This is a genomic window from Nitrosomonas eutropha, from assembly GCF_900116685.1.
GTDB lineage: Bacteria > Pseudomonadota > Gammaproteobacteria > Burkholderiales > Nitrosomonadaceae > Nitrosomonas > Nitrosomonas eutropha_A.
Map to the genome: position 1 here is coordinate 117,388 of NZ_FPBL01000002.1, position 24,114 is coordinate 141,501.

At 49.4% G+C, this 24,114-nt stretch carries 17 protein-coding genes; 15 read left to right on the top strand and 2 right to left on the bottom strand.

Annotated elements, in window-relative coordinates; genetic code table 11:
- Positions 1–18: 18 nt before the first annotated feature.
- Positions 19–2,508, bottom strand: a complete 2,490-nt coding sequence (locus BM331_RS03230) for a heavy metal translocating P-type ATPase (protein ID WP_074927018.1) — start codon at positions 2,506–2,508, stop codon at positions 19–21.
- 114 nt (positions 2,509–2,622) lie between these two features.
- The gene (glgB, locus tag BM331_RS03235; RefSeq protein WP_074927020.1) at positions 2,623–4,815 is read right to left on the bottom strand and encodes a 1,4-alpha-glucan branching protein GlgB; all 2,193 of its coding nucleotides are present in this window, start codon (positions 4,813–4,815) and stop codon (positions 2,623–2,625) included.
- Between the two features lie 121 nt (positions 4,816–4,936).
- Here glgB and glgC point away from each other — a divergent pair, with 121 nt between their 5' ends.
- The 15 genes from glgC to BM331_RS03310 all read left to right on the top strand — a co-directional run bounded on the left by glgC (position 4,937) and on the right by BM331_RS03310 (position 23,945).
- Entirely contained in the window at positions 4,937–6,328 is a 1,392-nt protein-coding gene (gene glgC, locus BM331_RS03240; RefSeq protein WP_256214794.1) for a glucose-1-phosphate adenylyltransferase, read from the top strand.
- On the top strand, positions 6,303–8,021 hold the full coding sequence (locus BM331_RS03245) for a glycoside hydrolase family 57 protein (protein ID WP_074927022.1): 1,719 nt from the start codon (positions 6,303–6,305) through the stop codon (positions 8,019–8,021). The genes glgC and BM331_RS03245 overlap by 26 nt, the downstream gene beginning before the upstream one ends.
- A gap of 64 nt (positions 8,022–8,085) precedes the next feature.
- The gene (locus BM331_RS03250; protein ID WP_074927024.1) at positions 8,086–10,113 is read left to right on the top strand and encodes an alpha-amylase/4-alpha-glucanotransferase domain-containing protein; all 2,028 of its coding nucleotides are present in this window, start codon (positions 8,086–8,088) and stop codon (positions 10,111–10,113) included.
- A gap of 28 nt (positions 10,114–10,141) precedes the next feature.
- The gene (locus tag BM331_RS03255; protein WP_074927026.1) at positions 10,142–12,832 is read left to right on the top strand and encodes an MGH1-like glycoside hydrolase domain-containing protein; all 2,691 of its coding nucleotides are present in this window, start codon (positions 10,142–10,144) and stop codon (positions 12,830–12,832) included.
- 347 nt (positions 12,833–13,179) lie between these two features.
- Positions 13,180–13,449 carry a PepSY domain-containing protein gene (locus tag BM331_RS03260; protein WP_074927028.1) on the top strand — a complete coding sequence of 90 codons (270 nt, stop codon included), beginning with the start codon at positions 13,180–13,182 and terminating at the stop codon, positions 13,447–13,449.
- A gap of 354 nt (positions 13,450–13,803) precedes the next feature.
- Positions 13,804–15,141, top strand: a complete 1,338-nt coding sequence (rimO, locus tag BM331_RS03265; protein WP_074927030.1) for a 30S ribosomal protein S12 methylthiotransferase RimO — start codon at positions 13,804–13,806, stop codon at positions 15,139–15,141.
- Positions 15,142–15,745: 604 nt separating this feature from the next.
- Complete coding sequence (locus tag BM331_RS03270) at positions 15,746–16,627, top strand: hypothetical protein (protein WP_074927032.1); 882 nt, start codon at positions 15,746–15,748, stop codon at positions 16,625–16,627.
- A gap of 295 nt (positions 16,628–16,922) precedes the next feature.
- On the top strand, positions 16,923–17,231 hold the full coding sequence (locus tag BM331_RS03275) for a BolA family protein (protein ID WP_256214796.1): 309 nt from the start codon (positions 16,923–16,925) through the stop codon (positions 17,229–17,231).
- A 58-nt stretch (positions 17,232–17,289) separates the two neighbouring features.
- A complete protein-coding gene (locus BM331_RS03280; RefSeq protein ID WP_074927444.1) occupies positions 17,290–17,895 on the top strand; it encodes a LemA family protein in 606 nt (201 codons plus the stop codon).
- Between the two features lie 194 nt (positions 17,896–18,089).
- Positions 18,090–18,977 carry a TPM domain-containing protein gene (locus tag BM331_RS03285; RefSeq protein ID WP_074927036.1) on the top strand — a complete coding sequence of 296 codons (888 nt, stop codon included), beginning with the start codon at positions 18,090–18,092 and terminating at the stop codon, positions 18,975–18,977.
- 13 nt (positions 18,978–18,990) lie between these two features.
- Positions 18,991–19,494, top strand: coding sequence for a TPM domain-containing protein (locus tag BM331_RS03290; protein ID WP_074927038.1), 504 nt, complete (start codon positions 18,991–18,993; stop codon positions 19,492–19,494).
- Between the two features lie 291 nt (positions 19,495–19,785).
- Positions 19,786–20,361: an RNA polymerase sigma factor gene (locus BM331_RS03295; RefSeq protein ID WP_074927040.1), complete on the top strand. Its 576-nt coding sequence runs from the start codon at positions 19,786–19,788 to the stop codon at positions 20,359–20,361.
- Entirely contained in the window at positions 20,358–21,074 is a 717-nt protein-coding gene (locus BM331_RS03300) for a DUF3619 family protein (protein ID WP_074927042.1), read from the top strand. Before BM331_RS03295 ends, BM331_RS03300 begins: the two co-directional genes overlap by 4 nt.
- A gap of 94 nt (positions 21,075–21,168) precedes the next feature.
- The gene (locus BM331_RS03305) at positions 21,169–23,481 is read left to right on the top strand and encodes a cyanophycin metabolism-associated ABC transporter (RefSeq protein WP_074927044.1); all 2,313 of its coding nucleotides are present in this window, start codon (positions 21,169–21,171) and stop codon (positions 23,479–23,481) included.
- Entirely contained in the window at positions 23,478–23,945 is a 468-nt protein-coding gene (locus tag BM331_RS03310; RefSeq protein WP_074927046.1) for a cyanophycin metabolism-associated DUF1854 family protein, read from the top strand. Before BM331_RS03305 ends, BM331_RS03310 begins: the two co-directional genes overlap by 4 nt.
- Positions 23,946–24,114: the final 169 nt, after the last annotated feature.

A 24,114-nucleotide genomic window follows, 5' to 3' on the forward strand; every position in this document is an offset into this window, starting at 1 on the left:
TTTTTCCAACCGGAGATCTTACGAAACAACTAGTGGAGGCGGCTGGAACCGACGCAAGCGCAGTGCGTTGCCCAACACAAACACACTCGACATTGCCATGGCACCTGCCGCAAATATCGGCGACAACAACAAACCCAGAGTGGGATACAGCGCACCTGCCGCCAAGGGAATCAGAGCGGTATTATAGGCAAACGCCCAGAACAGATTCTGGCGGATATTGGTAATAGTTGCTTTCGATAGCGCAATCGCATTGGGTACAGCTTGCAAATTACCGGACATCAGCACCACATCAGCCGATTCCATCGCGATATCGGTACCGGTACCAATCGCCAGGCCAACATCAGCCTCGGCCAGCGCCGGCGCATCGTTAATCCCGTCACCGATGAACGCTACTCGCCCGTAGGTGACTTTCAGACGACGCACCACCTCGACCTTTCCTTCAGGCAACACTTCGGCCACTACGTCATCGATACCCAGTTGTCTGGCAATTGCCTGTGCAGTACGTGCGTTATCACCGGTGATCATCGCTACCTTAAGGCCTAATTGATGCAGTGCCGCAATCGCTGCAGGTGTGCTGGATTTGATTGGATCTGCAACCGCCACAATGCTGGCCAGTTGACCATCGACAGCGGCATAAAGCGGTGTCTTGCCTTCATTCCCCAGACGTTCAGCTGTTTTGGCGAAACCCGTAACATCTATTCCCAGTTCACGCATATAACGATCAGAACCCACTTTTACGCTGATACCCTCCACCGTGGCGCACGCGCCTCTGCCAGTGACGGATTCAAATTCAGTCAATGCCGGTAACGTAATACCCTCCTGTGTCGCTGCTTCGACGATGGCACGAGCAATTGGATGTTCCGAGCGCGATTCCACCGCCGCAACCTGTGCTAATACCTGATTGCGATCAAAGCCGGGCACAACTTCCAGATCAGTCAGTGCAGGCCGGCCTTCGGTCAGCGTACCAGTCTTGTCCACCGCCACAACCCGAGCATCCTTGAGCAATTGCAGCGCTTCACCTTTGCGAAACAGAATGCCCATCTCGGCACCGCGACCAATGCCAACCATGATGGAAGTCGGTGTAGCCAGCCCCATCGCACAAGGGCAAGCAATAATCAGTACTGCCACCGCATTGACCAGCGCAAACGTCAGTGCCGGTGCAGGACCAAAAACCAGCCAGATCAGGAAGGTAATTACCGCAGCCAGCATGACAGCTGGTACAAACCACAGTGTCACCTTGTCCACCATTGCCTGAATGGGCAGTTTGGAACCCTGTGCCCGCTCAACCAGGCGGATGATCTGCGCCAGCATAGTTTGTCCGCCCACGGCAGTCGCACGTAATGTAAAAGCGCCTCGTTGATTGATGGTTCCGCCCACTACTTCGCTGCCAACCGTTTTTTCGACAGGAACAGGCTCGCCAGTAATCATGGATTCATCCACGAAACTGCGACCTTCCACTACTTCACCATCCACCGGTATACGCTCGCCAGGACGGACTTCAACGCTATCATCCAGTGCAACTTCGCCGATCGGTATATCAACAATGTTGCCATCCCGCAACACATGTGCCACTTTAGCTTGCAAACCAACTAGTCGCCTGATCGCTTCAGAAGTACGTCCCTTGGCGCGTGCTTCAAGAAAACGACCCAGTAAAATCAATGTAACGATGACGACTGCTGCTTCGTAATAGACGTTTACCGTGCCAGCGGGCAAAAGATCAGGCGCAAAGGTAGCAATCACGGAGTAACCGAATGCAGCAACCGTACCTACTGCCACCAGTGAATTCATGTCCGGTGCCAGCCGCAGCAGCGCTGGAAAACCTTTTTCATAGAAACGGCGACCCGGGAAGATCATCACCAGCATGGTCAATGCAAACTGCAGATACCAACTCTGCTGTATGCCGATAGTGGCCATCACCCACTCATGCACAACGGGAATCAGGTGTGATCCCATCTCAATTACAAATACAGGCAATGTCAACGCACCAGCCAGAATCAGATCCCGCTTAAGTAGCGCGCGCTCTGCGTCCTTTTTGTCTGCCGCTTCATCGCTGGCCTGCGCCGTGGTATCCATGGCTCTGGCGGTAAAACCCGTGTTCACAATGGCATTGATCAGCGCATCAGTATCGGCCACCCCATGCACTGTGGCATGTTCCGTAGCCAGATTCACGGTTGCTTCCTGTACACCGGGCACAGCTTTGAGCGCCCGTTCGATACGCCCCACACATGAAGCACATGTCATACCTTCCACTGCCAGCTCAATAGTGGTTGCAGGAACATCAAACCCCACTTTCTCAACTGCTTGAATCAATGCCATGCGATCAACCGGATTCGCAAGATGGATATCTGCGCGCTCGGTGGCCAGATTAACCGACACGTCACTCACCCCCTCAACCCTGGCCAGGGCTGCCTCCACCCGGCCAACACAACTTGCACACGTCATACCCTCGATAGGCAGACTGATCGTTGCAGCGCCAGTTTGAACTTTACTATCATTTGATGCGCTCATATTTTGCTTCCCGGAATCGATTTTCAATATACAAACAGGCCCTTTACCACCCTCTTTATATGAAGACAAACCCTAATTCGAATAAATTCCTGCTTTTATAAGAGGAATCTGCTGTCAAACCAGGATGATACCCGCCAGTGGCGGCAAGGTAATGATGATGGAATCAACCTGGCCAGACCATTGTTGCCCGGTTGGAATAATGTCCCCAGGATTACCGGTATTACTGCCGCCATAGTAAGTTGAATCGCTGTTGAATACTTCTTGGTATGTTCGGGATTCCGGTACGCCTACTTGGTAGCTGGTACGTGGCACTGGTGTGAAATTCAGGATCACCAGCATGAATGATCCGTCTCTGGCGCGGCGCTGATAGCTGATGACAGATTGTTCCGAATCATGACAGTCAATCCAGGAAAACCCTTCTGCAAAAAAATCCAGCTCATGCAACGCTGGTGTATCCCGGTAGAGATGATTCAGATTCTGCAACAGCATTTGTATACCACGATGCGGATCACGCTCCAGCAGATACCAGTCAAGTTCATGGCTAACCCGCCACTCACGTCCCTGAGCAAATTCATTGCCCATAAAATTGATTTTCTTGCCCGGGCAGGTCATCTGATAAGTAAACAGTAAACGCAAGTTAGCAAACATTTGCCAGGCATCTCCCGGCATCTTGTCCAACAGGGATTTTTTGCCATGTACCACTTCATCATGTGAAAGCGGCAAAACGAAGTTTTCGGTATAGGCATAAAGCTGATTGAACGTCAGTTCATTGTGATGATAATGCCGGTGAATTGGATCCAGTTGCATGTAATTCAGCGTATCGTTCATCCATCCCATGTTCCATTTCATGGAAAAACCCAGCCCACCCAGATAAGTCGGGCGGGATACCGCTGGCCAGGAGGTGGATTCCTCGGCAAAAGTGAGCGCGCCGGAAAACTCACCATGTACCATCGTGTTCAGTTCACGCAAGAAATCAATTGCATCGAGATTCTCACGCCCGCCAAAACGATTGGGCAGCCATTCTCCTTCTTTGCGCGAATAATCCAGATAGAGCATCGAGGCCACCGCATCCACGCGCAACCCGTCAATATGGAAAACGGACAGCCAGTAATGGGCGCTGGAAAGTAGAAAAGATTTCACCTCACTGCGTCCGTAATTGAAAATATACGTCCCCCAATCCTGGTGATAACCCAGGCGCGGATCTTCGTGCTCATACAGTGCCGTACCGTCAAACCGCGCCAATGAAAAACTGTCTTGTGGAAAATGTGCCGGTACCCAATCGAGAATCACCCCAATTCCGGCCTGATGGCATCTATCCACAAAATGCATGAATGCTTCCGGATTACCATAGCGGCTGGTTGCTGCAAAATAACCTGTTGCCTGATATCCCCAGGATTCATCCAGCGGGTGTTCGGAAATTGGCAACAGCTCAACATGGGAATAACCCATCTCTTGCAGATAAGGAATCAGATGATCGGCTAATTCCTGATATGAATAGAAACCGCCATCCGGATGACGTTTCCATGAACCGACATGCAGCTCATAAATATTGACTGGCGCATGCAGCCAGTCCCATCCTGCGCGTTGCGCCATCCAATCATTATCCTGCCACGCATAACGGTTTTCAGCCGGCGTCAATGCGGCATTATTGGGGCGCAATTCATACCAGGTTGCATAAGGATCCGTTTTGAGCAGAATTTCCCCAGTGAGACGATTACGGATTTCATATTTATATAGCGTACCCTCGGGCAGATCCGGAATAAACAGTTCCCACACCCCACTGTGATCACGCGCAGCCATAGGGCATACCCTGCCATCCCAGTGATTGAAATCCCCAACGACACTGACTCGCTCGGCATTGGGTGCCCATACAGCAAAACGTGTGCCCGTAACGCCTTGATTTTTTACCTGATGAGCACCCAGCATGTGGTATGCCTGGAGCAGGCGCCCTTCATTGAACAGATACAGATCATGTCCCGAAATCTGTACTGAAAAGGCATACGGATCATGGCGTTCCTCAATCATCCCGGTTTCCGCATGTTCCAGACGTAGCAAATAGGGACGCGCAACAGCTTCCCCTTTCCATTCGAAAATACCCGCATCGTGTGCACACTCCATTGCCTGAAAGCCGGATGAAGTCTGCAGCCATACCCGTGACATATACGGCTGAAACACTCGAACCAGCTCACCGTCCGGAACAGAATGTATCCCCAGATAAGAACCGGGGTCGTGCAGCCTCGCGGCCAGCAGCAATGATTGCGCAGAATCACCTGCTAAATATTGGGATGGAAAAGGCAAAGATTTCATTGGTATGGGCTCGCTATCACCTGCAACGCCGGCTGGTAATGGTTATTCGGATCAAGTAAGATAAACACAGAAAATACAGGGTATGCGGTTTTTTTAAACACTGCAAATCAGTGAGGTAACCATGAACGTTCAACAGGCTGTCCAGATGAATGACAACCCGCGCTTTGTCAGCACACTTACCCGCAACACACTGGCGCTAATCCTGGCAGGAGGACGCGGGACACGCCTCAAAAACCTGACAGACTGGCGCGCTAAACCGGCGGTTCCCTTCGGTGGTAAATTCCGTATTATTGATTTCACACTATCCAATTGCGTCAACTCAGGTGTACGCCGCATTGGTGTCGTCACGCAATACAAGGCACAAAGCCTGATTCGCCATATCCAGCGCGGCTGGAGTTTTCTGGATGGCCGATTCAAGGAATTCATCGAACTGCTGCCTGCCCAGCAACGTACCGAAGAAGAAACATGGTATCAGGGTACCGCTGATGCAGTTTTTCAGAATCTCGACATTATTCGCACGCACAACCCCGGCTATGTACTGGTCCTTGGCGGTGATCACATCTATAAGATGGACTATGGGCAAATACTGGCCGAACACGTCGAAAAACAAGCCGATTTGACAATCGCCTGCCTGGAAGTACCGATTGAAGACGCCAGCGCATTCGGCGTCATGGCGGTTGATGACGACTGGCGCATCACCAGCTTTACCGAGAAACCCGCTCACCCCGCCCCGATCCCAGGCAAACCTGGGCACGCCCTGATCAGTATGGGTATTTATGTCTTTAATGCAAAATTCCTGTACGAACAACTGATCCTGGATCACGATATGGATCAGTCATCACATGATTTTGGTAAAGACGTGATACCTCGCCTGGTAGCAAGCAATATTCAGGTTTATGCACACCGCTTTCAGAATAGCTGCGTCAACATGGCTTCAGGTGTACCTTACTGGCGTGATGTCGGTACAGTGGATGCATACTGGGAGGCCAATATCGATCTCACCACTGTCACACCGGATTTGAATCTGTACGATGAAGACTGGCCGATATGGACGTATCAGGAACAATTGCCACCCGCCAAATTTGTGTTTGATGACGATGATCGTCGTGGCCAGGCACTGGATTCAATGGTATCAGGCGGATGCATTATCAGCGGGGCAACAGTGCGCCGCTCCTTGTTGTTTTCCAATGTGCAAGTGCGTTGCTTCAGTACCATTGAAGATTCGGTCATTCTGCCCGACGTCAGTATCGGCCGATATGTTCGTCTCAGACGAGTAGTGGTGGAAAAGGAATGCCATATTCCAGAGGGATTCGAAATTGGTTTTGATCCTGAAGCGGACAAAAAACATTTTTATGTCACGGACAACGGAATTACTTTGATTACGCCGGAAATGTTGAGACAGCACGTTCACTATACTCGCTGGAGTTGCAATCCAGTTTTCCGGCCGATTGATCTCTATCAACTTTCTGTATACGATTTGATACGCCATGACCAGTCATTTTTCCAAACTTGAGCTCGTGTTGCTCTGGCACATGCACCAGCCGGATTACCGGGATTATAAAACCGGTGAATTCATGCTGCCGTGGGTATATCTGCACGCCATCAAGGACTATACCGATATGGCGCATCACCTTGAAAATCACCCGGGTATACGGCTAGTGGTGAACTTTGTTCCTGTTCTGCTGGATCAGCTGGAAGATTACACTGATCAGTTTGCTGGCGGTACGATTCGTGATCCATTACTGCGCTTGCTCTCTGTACCGGATCTTGATCATATTTCTCCCAGCGAACGCTTACTGATTCTGAATAGCTGCTTCCTGAATAATCACGAGACCATGCTCAAACCTTATCCGGCTTATCAGCATCTACGTGATCTGTATGATCATCTGCAAAAGACGAATGACAAGGAACTGATGTATGTCTCCGGCCAATATCTGGCCGATCTGCTGGTGTGGTACCACCTCGCCTGGATGGGCGAAAGCGTGCGCCGGGAAAATGAATGCATCGTACACCTCATGTCCCAGGAAAAACTGTTCAGCCATGGTGATCGTATCCTGCTGTTTAACCTTATTGGCGAACTCATCCAGGGTATTATTCCGCGTTATCGCAAACTGGCAGAATCCGGCCAGATCGAGCTTTCCACCACACCGCACTATCACCCGCTAGCTCCCTTGCTGATTGATCTCACCTCCGCGCGGGATAGCCTTCCTGAAACCCAACTGCCAGCCAACCCGATCTACCCTGGTGGGCGTAACCGGGTAGCGTTTCACCTGCAATCGGCCATTGACAGCCATCGACAGCGTTTTGGCAGCGAACCTTCCGGTGTATGGCCAGCCGAGGGCGCAGTATCAGAACCGTTACTGGATATCCTGGCCGGGCATGGTCGTCAATGGTGTGCCAGCGGCGAAGGCGTGCTGGCCAACAGCCTGCACAAATCTTATCCTGACCAGCCCTTGCCTGCCCGCAGCGAATATCTTTATCGCCCTTATCGGTTTGAATCCGGTAATAACAGTATTCTGTGTTTCTATCGGGATGATCAGTTATCCGACCTGATCGGATTTGAATATGCAAAATGGTTCGGGCGTGATGCCGCAGAAAATCTTGTGCAGCGGCTTGAACAAATCCGTAACGAAACAAACGGCAATCCCGCTCCAGTCGTCAGTATTATTCTTGATGGAGAAAATGCCTGGGAAACCTATCCCTACAACGGTTACTATTTTCTGGATGATCTGTATGGAATACTTGAAAAAAATGCTGACATCCGTACAACAACCTTCCATGAACACATCACCGGGTTATCCGAAAACAAAATTGAAATTACCCGATTACCGTCACTAACGGCCGGCAGCTGGGTATATGGTAATTTCTCCACCTGGATAGGGGATCGTGACAAAAATCTGGCATGGGATTTATTGTGTGCTGCCAAACAAAGTTACGATCTTGTCATGCAAGGATCGCGCCTGACGGATGAAGAAAAGGCGGCTGCCGGGCAACAGCTCGCTTCTTGCGAAAGTTCAGACTGGTTCTGGTGGTTTGGCGATTACAACTCGCCACACTCAGTAGAAAGCTTTGATCTGGCTTTCCGCAAAAACCTTGCCAACCTTTACCGCCTGCTGAACATACCTGTTCCGGTGACCATTCTCGAACCCATCAGTCACGGCGGCACATCCACAGGCAAAGGTGGCGCGATGCGGCACGCCTCCTAGAGGACTCACCAAAAATGTAATACAAACAATATGAAACAACCGATAAATATTTAAGGATATCCCGATGACCTCATCCGTATCATTGCTGTTTGGTGTCCACGCCCACCAGCCGATTGGCAATTTCCCCGAGGTCGTCATTGATGCGCACGAACGCTGTTACAAGCCCTTCCTGCAAACCTTATACCGCTATCCGGAATTTCGTTTTGCCATCCATTTTTCCGGCTGGCTGTTGGATTTTCTATTTGAACACTACCCGCAAGATATGGCGTTATTACGCGAAATGGTCACACGCGGGCAGATCGAGATATTTGGTGCAGGCGATACCGAGCCGGTACTGGCAGCCATTCCCGAACGGGATCGCATCGGCCAGCTCAAGACTTTTTCGACTAAACTCAAGAAAAAGCTGGGGCAACCGCCACAAGGCGCCTGGCTGACTGAGCGCGTATGGGAATCCACTATCGTACCCGCTTTGGTCAATTGCGGTATCCGCTATGTCATTGTGGATGATTACCACTTCATTTGTGCCGGAAAAAATAAAACAGAGCTCGATGGTTACTTCACCACCGAAGAAGATCATCACACGCTTGATCTCTTTCCCATCTCCGAAGCATTGCGCTACCGGCTCCCATTTTCTCCTGCGCCGGAAGCCATTGCTTATATTGAATCCCTGATTGATCAGACTACAACCGAGCATCAACCTGCTGCAGTCTATTTTGATGATATTGAGAAATTTGGCATCTGGCCGGAAACCTATCAGTGGGTTTACGAACACGGCTGGCTGGAGAAATTTATCCAGGGCGTACTGGCTTCTCCTCATATCCAGCTGCAGCACTACCGGGATTACCATGCCAGCGAAAAAACCCGTGGCATTGTTTACCTCCCCACCACCTCCTATATCGAGATGAACGAATGGACACTGCCCGCTGAACCTGCTCATATTTATGATGATCTGGTGCAGCAAGCCAAGTCTACAGGTCAGTACGAACAAACCAGATCTTTCCTGCGCGGAGGAATGTGGAAAAACTTTTTTTCACGCTACCCTGAATCCAACTGGATGCACAAGCGTATGCTCGACCTGTCTGCACGTTACGCCAGTCTGCCGACCAGGCAACGCACTTCTGCCATGCAACAATGCTTGTACGCTTCCCAGGCCAATGATGCCTACTGGCATGGTCTGTTTGGTGGCTTATACCTACCGCATTTGCGGCGCACCGTCTACAACAATCTGATTGAACTGGAAGCGCTGCTTGACCAGTGCACGCCCCGCTCTACCTCATATCGAGAAGATACCGATCTGGATGGCACGGAGGAAATCTATCTGCAAAACGGGGCTGTGCAGGCAGTTCTGAAACTCAACAACCGTGCCAGTATTTGTGAGCTGGACAGCTATCCACTCAAACACAACTTTGCCGATACTCTCGCCCGCCAGACTGAGCATTACTACCGAAAGATCCAACCGGATCTACAGGGAACTTCATCCCATCAGCAATCAGGAATAGCTTCAGCACATGATCGGGTAAGTTTCAAACATGCCATTAGCCAGGCAGATCTGGAACCGGATCTGTATGCACAGCACCTGTTTATTGACCATTTAAACGACGAGCTACTGGATTATCAACTGCAGCACCCCTCAGATCAAGCAGATGAAGTCATCTTTCAGGCGATGACAGATTTCGGGTCAATCAATAAATGCTTCCGGATTACCGGCAACCAACTGCTTGTCAGCTATGTATGCAGCGGAGAAGCCAGCGGGCACATGCAGACAGAAATCAATCTGGCTATGCCCAGTTGCGACGGACCGGGCGGACGTTACATCCGGAATCACACCGTGCTGTCCGGCTTCGGACAACCCATCGAACTGGATGATCTGACAGCCATAACACTGGAAGACGACACGCTGGGCGGCAGTCTATCGCTTGAAATCACACCTGCGACAAAACTTCATGCCAGCCCGCACTTCACCGTCTCTCAATCGGAAGGTGGATTTGAAAAAATCATGCAGGCAGTCAAACTGACACTTACCTGGAAGGTAGTGGATGGCCAGCAACAACATATCACCCTTCATTTTGATGAAATGAACACCGCTGCCTGACCCAGATAAAGAACAATGGAGCTACACCATGACAGAAGAATCCAATCGTCTCAAACTATGTGATGAAGAGCAGATTCCCTGGAAAAAATGGGGGCCCTATCTGAGTGAGCGACAATGGGGCACGGTGCGCGAGGATTACAGCGACAACGGCGATGCCTGGAATTACTTTCCACATAGTCAGTCTGGCGCTCGCGCTTATCGCTGGGGAGAAGATGGCCTGGCTGGTATTAGTGATGACCGACAGTTGCTTTGTTTCGCCCTGGCACTATGGAACGGCCGCGATCCCGTCCTGAAGGAACGTCTGTTTGGCCTGACCAATCCACAAGGCAACCATGGCGAAGACGTCAAGGAATATTATTTCTACCTGGACGCCACACCCACTCACAGTTATCTAAAATATCTCTACAAATATCCGCAAACTGCCTATCCCTATGAAGATTTGGTCACCACTAGCGGGCGACGCTCCCGGCAGGAATCGGAATATGAACTGCTGGACACAGGCATCTTTGATGAAAACCGGTATTTTGATATTTTTGTGGAATACGCTCAAGCTGCGCCGGAAGATATCCTGATCCGCATCAGCGTCATCAACCGTGGCCCTGAAACAGCAGATCTGCGGCTGCTACCGACACTCTGGTTCCGCAATACCTGGTCATGGGAACCCGGTTCAGTCAAACCACAGCTATCCCAAGAGGGTAATCAGAACGATTACCGGATCATTCGCGCCAGGCATAACGAACTGGGAGATTACCAACTATATTGTGCAGATACACCAACCCTGCTCTTTTGCGAAAACGAAACCAATGCCTGGCGGCTGTTTCGCAGCAACAATAAAGGCCCCTACACCAAGGATGGCATTGACGACTATGTCGTTCATGGTAAAACAGATGCCATCAACCCTGCCAACAACGGCACCAAAGCAGTGGCAGACTATGCACTAAGCATCCTCTCCGGAGAAACTCGCATAATCAGGTTGCGGTTGTGCAAAGCTGATTCCGTCAAGGCAGATACATTTTTTACCGGTTTCGACGAACGCATCGACCAGAGAAAAAAGGAAGCAGATCATTTCTATGAATCACTGTCCGGCGACCGGTTGAACAAGGAACAGCAATGTATCCTGCGGCAGGCATTGGCCGGTATGATATGGACCAAGCAATATTACGAGTTTGATGTAGCGCGCTGGCTGAATGAGCACCCCCGGCACAGCACACGCAATGCTGACTGGCAACACATGCAATGCCGGGACATCATTTCCATGCCGGATAAATGGGAATACCCGTGGTTTGCCGCATGGGATTCCGCTTTTCACGTTCTGCCCCTGGCCATGATAGATCCTACCTTTGCCAAACAGCAGCTCAATCTGTTTCTGGGAAACCGCTACCAGCACCCGAATGGACAGATTCCAGCTTATGAATGGAACTTCAATGATGTCAACCCGCCCGTTCACGCCTGGGCCGTCTATGTGGTTTATCAGATCTGCCAGGATTACCATAGCCAGAACGACCTGACATTCCTGAAATCCGCCTTTGCCAGCCTGGAACATAATTTCTCCTGGTGGGAATCTCACCGTGAGCCGGATAAAAACGTGTACGAAGGCGGGTTTCTGGGACTGGATAATATCGGGGTATTCGATCGCAGTGCCGCGCTGCCAACCGGCGGCCATCTGGAACAATCAGATGCCACCGCCTGGATGACATTGTTCTCGCAGAGTATGTTGCAGATTGCATTGGAGCTCAGCCTGCACGATCCAGACTATGAACAAAGAGTGCTCTCCTACCTGAACAAATTCATGGCCACTGCCGCCGCCATGCAGGATATCAGCGACGAACACCGCGACATGTGGGACGAAGAGGATGGCTTTTTCTACAATGTCCTGCGTTTCCCGGACGGCCACTCCACCCGCATCAAGGTACGTTCACTCGTCGGGCTGCTGCCGTTATGTGCAGTGACTGTAGTAGAGGAATCCACGCTAAACAAGCTGCCGCAGGTTGCAAAATATTTTGAAAACCTGGTCAAACGCAGGAATCATCTAACCGCCCATATCTTTTGTCCAATCAAACCTGGCGTGGAAAATCGCCGTCTGCTGGCAATTATGGATGAAAAGAAATTGCGGCAAATATTGACAAAAATGCTCGATGAACAGGAATTCCTGAGCCCTCACGGTATTCGATCATTATCGAAATATCATCAGGAACATCCCTACGAATTTCACTGGAACGGACAGACTTTCTCTGCAAATTACCAGCCAGGTGAATCTGATTCAGCCATGTTTGGAGGAAATTCCAACTGGCGCGGTCCTGTCTGGGTGCCGGTCAATATCCTGATCATTCGCGCATTGCTGGCGCTGTATGCCTACTACGGAGAGAATTTCCAGATCGAATGCCCTACCGGATCTGGCAGGCAGTGCAACCTGTTCCAGGTTGCGAGAATGATTGCCGTAAGGCTACTCCATATCTTCCTGCCGGATGAATATGGCCGACGACCGGTGTTTGGCGGCACTGAAAAATTTCAGACTGATCCCCACTGGCGGGATTGCCTGCTGTTTTATGAATACTTCCACGGCGAGGATGGCTCCGGGCTGGGCGCCAGCCACCAAACCGGCTGGACAGGCGTAATGGCCGCCCTGCTGAGTATCTTCGGCTCCCTGGAAGAAGAGGAGCTGGCAGAACTGGGCATGCAGGAAATACCGGCCATCCTCGCAGGAAATAACAGCGTATAAACCCATCTATCCCTATCAACCCCTTCTTGTTCACACCAATCGGCATACCGGTTATTAACGCCCTCCAAAAATAAACACATCACTTGCCTGATCTCGCGCCGGAATGATGACGTGTTTTTTATCTCTTTTTCGCTATGGTCTGTTGATACAGAATAAAAGAACGCAACAACGGGATATATCAGACAAATAGGCGAGAGATGAGCTCTACGCAATGCTGCTAAAAAATCAGTTTCTAGAAGAGATTTTTATGTAAAAGATTTGCACATGAGCAAGCGCAAGACTAATATTCTGAATAACCAGCTCTATAAGAGAGTTGGTATATTTAGATAAACTGAAAGGAGATCACGATGAAAAAAATTACCGGAGCAACCATCCTCACCGCAGCCATGCTTTTCTCGTTTAATAGTGCATTTGCTGGCAATGAAGGATTACCAGCGGATCAGGTAATTTCAGCTGTTCAGGCAGCTGTTGCTGCAAATCCTGGAAATATCCATGAGGTGGAAATCGAAAAGGAACAAGGAAAGCTAATTGTCGAGGTAAAAATCATCGACGCCAACGGCAAAAAAATCAAAGTAAAAATCGATCCAGCAAAAAATGCAGTCATCCCGAACAAATAACCCTGACTGACACCATTCGATAAAATTGCTGCTGGATTCTTTTACGCCGCTGGCATTCGCACAATAACACCCCGCCTGTTATGGCAAGGTTCTGTCTTTGAGCCATCTGCACATAACCCCGTTATTGCGAATGTCGCAGACATGAAACAGTCCAGCAGAGTCGGTAACATAAAAATCAGACCGTTATTCTCACTCCCTCGTTGCTACCCTTCTGCTGAATCCTGGTTTTTCCAGGAAAATGATTGAACCGGCAAAAATCTTGTGCAATATATTCCCCGGTGGCACCATACCGCCTTTCATCCGGAGCCAGGAAAACGGTGATGGATATAAACTATTGTATATACGGAAATCTGAATGACATCTGCTCCATCCCCACACCCCCCTGCAATTCCGCGTGTTGGTTTTGTATCACTTGGCTGCCCCAAGGCAACGGTTGATTCCGAACGTATCCTCACCTGCCTGCGAGCAGAGGGCTACCTGATCTCACCCAACTACGCCGATGCTGATCTGGTGGTCGTCAACACCTGTGGTTTTATTGATAGTGCCGTGGCGGAATCACTGGAAACCATTGGCGAAGCACTGACTGAAAATGGCAAGGTGATTGTAACCGGCTGCCTGGGTGCAAAAGAGGATGTCATCCGACAGGCGCACCCCAGCGTGCTGGCAGTGACCGGCCCGCAGGCAACCGAGGAAGTGATGGCCGCTATTCACCATCATTTACCCAAACCGCACGATCCTTATCTTGATCTGGTACCGCCACAGGGAATCAAGCTCACGCCGAAGCATTACGCCTATCTCAAAATTTCCGAAGGCTGCAATCATCGTTGCACGTTCTGCATTATTCCCAGCATGCGCGGTGATCTGGTCAGTCGACCGGTGGGTGGTGTACTGCAGGAGGCGCAAAGTCTGGTCGAAGCGGGCGTCAAGGAGTTGCTGATTATTTCCCAGGATACCAGTGCTTACGGAGTGGATATCAAATACCGGACCGGCTTCTGGCAAGGCAGACCAATTCGCACTCGCATCACCGAACTGGCGAACGCACTGGGGGAATTCGGTATCTGGGTACGGCTGCACTATGTCTATCCCTATCCACATGTGGATGAACTGATCCCATTAATGGCAGAAGGCAAGCTCCTGCCTTATCTGGACATTCCTTTTCAGCACGCCAACAAACGCATACTTAAGCTGATGAAACGCCCAGCCAACAGTGAAAACGTACTGGCGCGTATTCAGCAGTGGCGCAAAACCTGCCCGGACATTGCTCTGCGCAGCACTTTTATTGTTGGTTTTCCGGGAGAAACCGAAGCAGAATTCGAGGAACTGCTCGCTTTTCTGGAAGAAGCACAACTGGATCGGGTGGGGGCATTTACCTACTCGCCGGTCAAAGGCGCGGCTGCCAATGTATTGCCTGATCATATTCCTCCTGAAATCCAGCAGGAACGACTGGAAAGATTAATGCAACAGCAGGAAATCATTAGCAAACAACGCCTGGCTGCGAAGAAAGGCCGACAGCTCAGAGTACTGGTGGATACCGTTGATGAAGAAGGTGCCATCGCCAGAAGTTATGCCGATGCACCGGAAATTGACGGCGTTGTTTACATTAATGATGCCTCAGCCCTTAAACCAGGTGACTGGGCAGATGTGCGCGTTACCGATACTGACATTCACGACCTGTGGGCAGAGAAAATCTGACGCGAACAGTAAACTCCTGGATTGCTTCGGCGACTGCCTGTCCGCAAAAGCGGCATTTGTATCATTGCCACTTTTTCCTCAATCTTTACAAGGTGCTGTGTTGAAGCAACGCCGAAGCAATCCAGTACCGCGTTGACCAGTAACTGATTCTGATTGAGTGGCTGTGCTTTTGCACGCCACTACTCGAAACCATTCCGTGTCATTGATTTGGCACAATGCCAAAGCCAAAATCCTCTCCAGCCCCACAACTTTTCCTATATTTCCTCGTATAAACCAGCCCCCCTGGCTCTCCATACAAAATATCAATGGAGAAAACAAGAGTTCAGGTTATCTCCTTATAACAAACAAATTGCTATAAAAATTCCAGCAAGTATCAAGGCTTGTCAGAAAAATTTACAAGCAAAGAATTGTTCTACTTAGCCACCCCTGCAAATAGAACATATATCTATTAATGTCATGCACTTATATTGCAAATAAAGTGTTGGCATGTAATGTGCTTATAGTAAATCAAGGTTGTTCAGAATCGATGCTTCATTAGCCCTGATAGTCGGTAGTGGTAACCAATTAAATAAAAACAAAATTTTTAATCCGAAGGAGATTTACTATGAAGAAAGCACTTATTGCAGCAGCTCTATTTGCAGCAATTGGAACAGCGCATGCTGATCCAGTTACATTGACCCATACAGATACATTTAGAAATGAACAAGTAGGAACCCTTCCTAATAATTCATCTTGGTCAGGAAACCCATGGAATCAGGGAAAACCTATTCAAGGAAATGTATATGCGGGAGAATTTAAATTCCAAACATCTGAAGGATTAGATTTTTACGCATTCTGTGCTGATATTTTCCATACGCTAAAATCTGGAACTACATACCAAATGGATGCCCTGACAACAGGAAGCGTAGCTGGTATTGGTTCCTGGGAAATTGCCCGGATTGGTTACCTGTTCGATAATTATGGCAATTACCTTGACAAGTCGGCAAATGGAAAAGAATTGACGGCATTCCAGCTCACAATGTGGGAAATTCTATTTGAAAATGGCAAAAACCAGGGCAATCAAAACGGAAGCTCACTTTCAAAAGGCAACTTCCAGGTAGGAGGATTTGGTGATGCCGACGATCTGGCAAATACATGGATAAACGATATTTATAAAAATGCTAAAGAGGGCGAAGAAAGTAAGAAATATAATTTATTTTTCCTGACATCAAGCGAGCATGTATCTGGTAAAGAGTTGACTGGTTACGAACAAAAATGTAGTAAATATAAAAATGGAGTCTGTACAAAATGGAAAGACGATAAAACCAAACCAATCTACCGTGATATATATACTCAAGACTCTCAAAACCTTATTTCCTGGGTGGCTAAAAAAGACATAGAGGAAGATCCAAACGCACCTAGCGAAATCCCCGAACCTATGCCATTGGTGCTTTTAACTGCCGGTTTACTAGCATTGGGATTCACCAGAAAGCTGCGCTGCTGCTAATCTACCATCAAGCCGGAGAATTTATCTCCGGCTTTCTAAAGTCATTTTCAGGCGAAGCACTGCGTTGCGTGGTACTCGCCCTTCCAACCTATTCGGTATATTTTGCAGGCACCCTCAATTCGGCCTGCGCCTCCAAAAAAAGAACACCCTCCATATATTGATTAATATCTACAACTCATAAGAAAATTGTCAATTTTTACAATTGACTGAACCCATTTTTCATAAAGAAGTCTCACCGGAAGCATATCAATCTGAGCCAGGAAATAACAACAGAAGATCACAATACATGACAGACATGAAGAACAGGATTGAAAGCAGGCTGCAATCGTTACAGCCGCAGTTTCTGGAAGTACTTAATGAAAGCCATCGTCACAATGTCCCGGTGGGATCCGAGTCTCATTTCAAGGTAACAATCGTATCCGCTGTATTTGATGACAAACCGCTGGTGGCGCGTCACCGGCTGATCAACGCCACACTGACGAATGAGATAATTCACTCCATTCACGCACTGGCGCTGCACACGTTCACACCTGCGGAATGGCAGAAACGTCATGATGCGACACGCACATCCCCACCCTGCCTTGGTGGATCGGCTGCCGAATGAAGCCGGGAGTGATAACCTCACGCTGCGAAAACACCAATCAATTTTCGGAGAGATCTTTATGCAAAAACTGTTAAGTTTTCTGACACTTGCCAGCATTCTGCTGCTCAGTGGTTGCGGTTATAACACCCTGCAATCGACTGATGAGCAGATTAAGGCGAGTTGGGCGGAGGTGGTTAATCAGTATCAGCGCCGGGCGGATCTGATTCCGAACCTGGTCAATACGGTAAAAGGTTTTGCCACACAGGAAAAAGAAGTGTTGCTGGGAGTGACTGCTGCCCGTTCCAGGGCAGGCAGTATTCAGGCGACGCCGGAACTAATCAACGACGCGGCAGCCTTTGCCCGTTTTCAGAACGCTCAGAGTGAGCTGACCGGTGCGCTTACTCGTTTGCTGGCGGTGGCGGAGAATTACCCGCAGCTCAAATCCAATGCCAATTTCCGTGATCTGCAGGCACAGTTGGAAGGTACCGAAAATCGTATCGCGGTCGCCCGTAACCGTTACATCCAGGCAGTACAGGAATATAACGTAACAGTTCGCTCTTTTCCAGGCAACCTGACTGCGATGATGTTCGGCTTTCAGATCAAACCCAACTTCACGGTGGAAAACGAACAAGCGATCGCTGTTCCACCCACGGTAGAATTTGGTGTACCAGCAACCGCGCAATAAATCAGCGTAAGACACTGGATTGCTTCATCGCTGCGCTTCTCGCAATGATTGGACAAGGTGGCAAAGTCCTCTGGGTTGTGGTGATCCAGTGTTATGACGGCAGCCCAGTGATGGGATGGCGATCCAGTAATGGATACTTCCTTCATTTCCCACAGGGATACCAGTTACCATGACTTTTAGCACGATAAGTTGATATGTCAGCTATCTTTACAGGGATCAAACAGTACGCCCGTTTGCTGGTGGTGGCATTGTTGTGCATCGCCAGCACCGGGACGCTGGCCGATGTCGCCATTCCTCCGTTTAAATCATACATTACCGATCTGACCGGAACGCTCACCAAAATAGAAGCTACTAAACTGGAACAACAACTGGCCAATTTTGAAGCAAAAAAAGGTAGCCAGATCGCCGTATTAATTGTCCCCACCACACAGCCTGAAACGATTGAGCAGTACTCAATTCGTGTGGTTGAGGCGTGGAAACTCGGCCGCAAAGGGATCGATGATGGCGTATTGTTGCTGGTTGCCAGGAATGACAGAACCCTGCGCATTGAAACCGGCTACGGGCTTGAAGGTGCGTTACCGGATGCTATCACCCGACGGATTATTGATGAGGGAATTACTCCGGAATTCAAGCAAGGCAATTTTTTTGGCGGTTTACAGACAGGGATCAGGCAGATTATCAGCGTAATTGAAGGTGAACCACTGCCTGCTCCTGCACAACAAGCGAGAGAATCAACCGGCACGAACCTTGTGCTGGAGAACATTATTCCTGTTTTATTTGTCATGCTGATGCTGGGCAGGATGCTGCAAGCCACATTCGGGAAAATATCCGGTGCAACCATAACCAGTGGTATTGCAGGGTTGCTGATCTGGTTGATTTCCTCTTCACTGCTGATCGCTATCCTGATTGCCATCGCAGCATTCGTCATCAGCCTGTTTGAGCAGACAGGGAGAATCATTCACCAGCGCGGACCTAGGAGCGGATACGGAAACTGGCCGGGAGGAGGTGGTTTTTCCAGCGGTGGATTCCGTGGCGGGGGTGGCGGCGGCTTTGGTGGCGGCGGTGCTTCAGGAAGATGGTAATCAGGAGGAATTAATGAATTTGATGCGCATCATCTGCCATCTTGCAACTGGTCAATCAGTTGTAAAGCGTGCATTTCCGTCGGATACTCTGAACATAATCAAGCAGACAATTACGCACTCTGAAGCTACACATGACGGTGAAATCGTTTTTGCAGTGGAAGCATCGCTTGATCTGTCATTGTTGCTGAAAAACCATTCCAGCCGTGAGCGGGCCATTGATGTTTTTTCCCTGCTGCGGGTCTGGGATACCGGACAGAACAATGGCGTGCTGATTTATTTGTTAATGGCAGATCACAGCGTAGAGATCATAGCGGATCGGGGTATTCACACCCGCGTGGAACAGGTAGAATGGGAAGCTGCCTGCGATACCATGGAAACTGCTTTCAGCCAGGGACAGTTTGAACAGGGCATTCTCACCGGAATTGATGCGATTACCAGAGTGCTACAGCAATATTTTCCATCCGACAGCGCTGACAAAAGGAAAAACGAACTTTCAGATAGCCCGGTCGTGTTATAAGCCCATCCTCCGCTTCTCTGACAATCTGTTCAATACCTCACTGAAGGGCGCATTACGGTGTTGAAATTGAACTCAAAATGCTCACCATACGTTCTGAAAGACAGATCAGCCGGATCAGCATAAATCCAATCAGGCTGATCTCCCCCTGGTCCACTACCTGATTCAATGTACCTGCTACACAGCAGGAAGTTATAATATTGCTGTCGTGGTGCTGTATACCTCTATGTATCCGATAACGACGATGGCCGTTGCATTACCGAAAATGAATCATCAATTCCAAGGCAGGTTATTCTGGCTACTCGGCAAGAACTTTCTGATTTCCTGAGCGAAGTCGAGCTGCGCGCATACAAGCAAGCATTATTCGCGGTGCAGGATGAGCACACGGCACTGGATATCGTGCAGGACTCGATGATGAAGCTGGCCGAGAAGTATGCGCATAAACCGCCTGCCGAGCTCCCCCCCCTGTTTCAGCGCATTCTGCAAAATACGATTCGTGATTATTATCGACGGCAGAAATCCCGTTCACTCTGGGTGACGCTGTTCTCGGCATTTATGCCTGCTTCAGGTGAAAAAGATACTGAATATTCCGACATCCCCGAATCATTGCCGCTGGCGCAGGATTTCGACCAGAAAAACAATCCTGGCGCTGCAGCAGAGCAATCTCAATTGATCGAACTGATCAGCAAGGCGCTGGAAACTTTACCACCACGTCAACGGGAGGCCTTCCTGTTGCGTTACTGGGAAGAGATGGATGTATCCGAAACAGCAAAAATCATGGATTGCTCGGAAGGAAGCGTAAAGACACATTGCTCCCGTGCGACACACACACTTGCCGCTATATTAGAGGGTAAAGGAGTCAAACGATGAATAAAGAGGAAAAAACAGGGAGAACGATCGCAAGATTGCTGGATCACAGCCTGCATGACATTACCCCGGGTACTCTGTATCAACTGCGAGCTGCACGCAGAGCCGCCCTGGAAAGTTATCAACCGGCAGAAAAAATGCTGCACGCTGGCGCGGGAATATCAGCCCGGAACGGGCATCACTGGTTTGCCAATCATGCCGGCAAATTATTATTATCAGCCAGCTTTCTGCTTCTTCTGATAATTCATAGTTTCTGGCAGGTAAATTACAGGATTGAAGATAAATCGGCGGCATCGCATGCCATATTTACCAATAATGCACCTGCCGAATCATTCAGTACCGAGGACACTACCAATTTCGAAGAAGATACTGACGATGGAACTTCTGATGAAACGGCTCCTCACGATACTGAAAATAATGATAATTCGGAGAACACGACTGATGTTTCCGAAACTGATGTCAATGAGGAAGCAGATTCTGATGCGATTACCGATTCCGTTGATTCCAGTGAAGCTCAGGATTCCGACTGGATGGATGAACCCTCCGATAGTAAAGATGACAGTAATTCAGAAACGGATACCGTCCCTGATGAAACCAGTGATGTTCAGGATTTTGAGGAAGCGGGAGACGCTCATGATGCAGAATCCCCGGATACAGATTCCGAAGACAGGGATATGCAGGATACAGAAATCGATAGTGAGATATCTGCCCCATAGCCCAACCGATATATAACCGGGGATTTGATCCAGCTACTTCGGTTTCATCCCGGACGATAAAATTCATTTCTGCTTAAGCACTCTGCCCCAGCCAATGCACTCCAACACCAGTGATTTACTCCACCTTGTTCCTACTGATTTCCCATCCGCTTGGAACAGGCAAATTGAGCCCGCACTGATCAACCATGAACAGGTAATTGCCTGGCTGGAAACTGATCTCGATCATCAGTTACATTTCTCACCAGGGTTGATTGTGCTTACCACCCGGCGAATTCTGGGCAGAATGGCGGACAATGAGCACTGGCAGGCATGGCAGTATCAACAAAATATGAAACTGGCTTATCAGGATCACGCCGGAATTTGCAGCATCGAACTGTCTGACACAAGCGCCCGGCTGGCGCGCTGGCATTGCACATTGAGCAAACAGCAGGTAGTGGATCAACTGATTATCCATTTTATCCGGCGAATTAATGCACTTGATACCCAGGCAGTCCTGCCAGCGGGAGGAGCGGCAGAACAAGCCAGCAATAATCAGAATACTGCTGGCAACGATGATAGCGAAGCGGCACACGCTCACGATCAGGAAGCAATCTCCACTCCACCCTCCACCTGGACATTGTTTCGCCTGTGGCGCTTTGCCCGGCCGTACAAGTGGCAATTGTTTACCGGTTTTATGTTGATGCTGGGCAGTACGGCTGCTGCACTGGTGCCACCCTACCTGACCATGCCACTGATGGATAATGTATTGATCCCTTATCAGAACGGCCATCCGATCGATGTTAATCTGGTGATATTTTATCTGTCCGGTCTGCTGGGAGCGGCAATAGTAGCCTGGATTCTCGGTTGGGCGCGCACCTATGTTCTGGCCAGGATATCAGAGCGCATCGGCGCTGATTTGCGAACAACAACTTACGAACATCTGCTCAAACTGTCACAAGCCTATTTCGGTGGGAAACGTACCGGGGATCTGATGGCGCGCATCGGTGCAGAAACCGACCGGATCAACCTGTTTCTTTCGCTCAACCTGCTTGATTTCGCTACGGATGTGCTCATGATCGTCCTGACCGTCATCATCCTGGTTTCAATCGACCCATGGCTCGCGCTTATTACCCTGCTCCCATTGCCGATCATTGCCTGGCTGATTCATTTGGTGCGTGATCGCTTGCGCGTCGGCTTTGAAAAAACCAATCGTGTCTGGGCGGAAGTCAATAATGTTCTGGCTGATACTCTGCCCGGCATCCGGGTGGTCAAGGCATTCGCGCAAGAAGTACGGGAAATCGAGCGCTTCCGTGCAGTCAATCAGCGTAATGTAGAGATCAATGATCGTGTCAACAAAGTCTGGGCATTGTTTACCCCTACGGTAACCCTGTTGACAGAATGCGGTCTGCTGGTTGTGTGGATTTTTGGTATCTGGCAAGTATCACAAGATCACATCACCGTCGGGGTACTCACCGCTTTTCTGGCCTATATCGGTCGCTTCTATCTGCGGCTGGATTCAATGAGCCGGATCGTTTCAGCCACACAAAAAGCAGCAGCTGGAACCAAACGGATATTCGATATTCTCGATCACGTTTCCAGCGTACCGGAACCGGTCAAGCCTGTTCATTTACCAGCTATAAAAGGCCATATTGAGTTGCGTAATATCGGTTTCCGTTATGGAACACGCCGGGTAATACAAAATTTCAATTTTTCAATTGAACCAGGCGAAATGATCGGGCTGGTCGGGCACAGTGGCTCAGGTAAAAGCACGCTCATCAACCTGATCTGCCGCTTTTATGATGTGACCGAGGGCGCTATCCTGATTGATGGCATCGATATCCGCTCATTGCCTATCGCAGATTATCGGAAACATATCGGGCTGGTGCTACAGGAACCTTTTCTCTTTTTCGGCACGATTGCCGAGAATATTGCCTATGGCAAACCCGATGCTTCCCGCAAGGAAATTATTGCAGCAGCACGCGCTGCCCATGCCCATGAATTTATTTTGCGCCTGCCTTACGGCTATGATTCTCTGGTGGGCGAACGCGGCCAGGCACTCTCAGGTGGCGAGAGGCAGCGTATTTCCATCGCCCGGGCACTGCTGATTGACCCTCGTATCCTGATACTGGATGAGGCCACTTCATCTGTGGATACCCAGACGGAACAGGAAATTCAAGGGGCACTCGATAATCTTGTTTCCGGTCGGACAACCCTTGCCATTGCTCATCGCCTGTCAACTCTACAGGAAGCAAACCGGCTGATTGTACTCGACCACGGCAAAATCGTAGAAACGGGCAATCATGCGGAACTCATGGCCTGCCAGGGACATTACTACCAGCTTTATCAGTCACAGTCACGCAGCTCGGATAATGAAGAATCCTCTATTGAACCCGGTAACCTATCTGATATCAGGGGAAATCGTGTATGAAACTATCTGAATACAAACTGGAAAGGAATGCTTTCGGTCGGTTGGTAGCTATAGGCAAAGATCAGATCTACGAAAGCATCATACCCGTGCGTGCATTTCCAATTACTGCTGCCGATGAAGGAATAGCTTTGGTCGATGGTCATGGCCATGAAGTGACCTGGATTGACAATCTTGTTGAATTGCCGGAATCAGAGCGAACTTTGATCGAAGAAGAACTTGCCAGCCGCGAATTCATGCCTGAAATAAAGCGTATTGACAAGGTTTCCAGCTTCGCGACTCCCAGCACCTGGCAAATACAAACAAATCGAGGGGAAACCAGCCTCATCCTCAAGGGAGAAGAAGATATCCGCCGGCTATCACTCGCTACACTACTGATCACCGACAGCCACGGTATTCACTTCCTGATTCGCGATCGGTTAATGCTGGATCATCACAGCAACAGATTGCTGGATCGTTTTTTGTGAAATAAAACAAAAACAATATCCCCAAATATCAACACATCAAGATTTTCTTTATCACGCTGCAGTAATTCCAAACAGATGGTGCAGAAATCGCGTGACCTGAATAACAGAGACCAGCACTAACCAGATTATTGAATGTGGCTGTATCCAAGAGTACGGGTACCAGACGGTT